The organism is Terrabacter sp. RAF57 (assembly GCF_052113925.1).
Lineage (GTDB): Bacteria > Actinomycetota > Actinomycetes > Actinomycetales > Dermatophilaceae > Terrabacter.
Window position 1 is genome coordinate 1 of sequence record NZ_JBFRDT010000053.1, and the last position, 1,461, is coordinate 1,461.

Here is a 1,461-nt window from a genome sequence, read left to right on the forward strand (position 1 = left end):
ACCGGCTCCCTTCTGTTGTCAACCGGTCGCGTGGAGGTGGGTCTTCCGCGTGGTGGCTGTGCGGCGTAGCGTCGTTGGCGCGGGTCCGGGAAGTGGCTGATCCGAAGCGCTGGTGAGCGGGTTCGAGCCGGCCGCGCTGGATACATGAGACGCCCCGCGGTGCCCTCCCGGGCCCGCGTCTGGTGCCTTGACCGCGGCGGCCGCGGCGGCTGCGGCGTCGGTGACGAGCTGGCGATAGATGGCGTCGGAGATCCTGCGCTTCAAGCACCGGATCGCCTCCAGTGGCCGCTTTCCCTCGGCGCGCTTGCGCCGGTAGTAGGCCCGCCCGTCGGTGTCCAGTCGGATCTGGGAGATCGCAGCGATGTGGATCATGTGGTTCATCCGCCGGTCCCCGGCCCGGGAGAGGCGGTGCCGGGAATGCTCGCCCGAGGAGGCATCGAGCGGCGCCGTGCCGGTCCAGGACGCGAACCTGTTGCGGTCAGCGAACCGGGCCACCTCCCCGACGTCAGCCAACACCCGCGCGGCGACGACCGGGCCAACACCACGCAGGTCCATCAGGTGCGACCCGCGGGCCAGGACGATCACCTTGAGTTCGGCGTTGGCCTTCTTCATCTTGGACTCGACCGCGACCAGCTCGGCGAGCTCCTCGGCCGCGATCCGGCGCCGGGTTCTGCCGGCGATGTCGCGTGGGCGGACCGAGGCGAGCATCCGCTTGGCCTGCCCGGTGGTGAGATCCTTCTTCGCTTGTCCCGGAAGCAGTTCCGCCAACAAAGCCTGGAGCCGGTCCACGGTTTGCACCCGCCGCCTGCTCAGTGCCTCACGCCGGTCGACCAGCATCCGCAGCGCCTCGAGCTCACCGTCCGGCCGCAGCATCCGCAAGCCTTGGGTGCGCACGGCGACCATCGCGATGGAGTGCGCGTCATGGGCATCGGTCTTGCGGTTGTGGCCGGTGTCGAACAGCCGGACCCGCGCGGCGAGCTTCGCCGGGACGTCGACGACATCTTCGCCACCCTCGAGCAGCCGCTGCGCCAGCGGGCGACCGACCCCGTTCGCTCCTTCGACCGCCCAGGTCCGCGCCGGCCACGCCTTCGCGTACGTGAGCATCGCGGTGTAGCCGGCCTTGTCGGTGGTGAACCGGCCGTGACCGAGCCGACGCTCATGGTCGTCGACCACCTCGATCGTCGCCGACAGCTTGTGGGGATCGACCCCGATGATGATCCGTTCCATGCCCGTGCTCCCACCTGTGCTCGTGCCGACGTGGACGGCGAGGTGGGCAGTGCTACTACGAGCAGGGCAGTCCCTTCTTGAGCCACGCCTCGTCACGGTGACCGGCGGGCCGCAGACCGATAGAGAGCCACACCGGTGACGCTGGTGGGCAGCCGCAAAGAGAGCTGCCCGCCGATCACCTGAACCGAGTCTGGCCAGACACCGGCCCTGCCGACAATCGTCTAGTAGCCGCGA

General features: G+C 69.5%; 1 protein-coding gene. It reads right to left on the minus strand.

Features of this window, described 5'->3' with window-relative positions; translation table 11 throughout:
* Positions 1 to 18 precede the first annotated feature (18 nt).
* The gene (locus AB4Y83_RS22655) at positions 19 to 1,227 is read right to left on the minus strand and encodes an IS110 family transposase (protein WP_442298277.1); all 1,209 of its coding nucleotides are present in this window, start codon (positions 1,225 to 1,227) and stop codon (positions 19 to 21) included.
* Positions 1,228 to 1,461 lie beyond the last annotated feature (234 nt).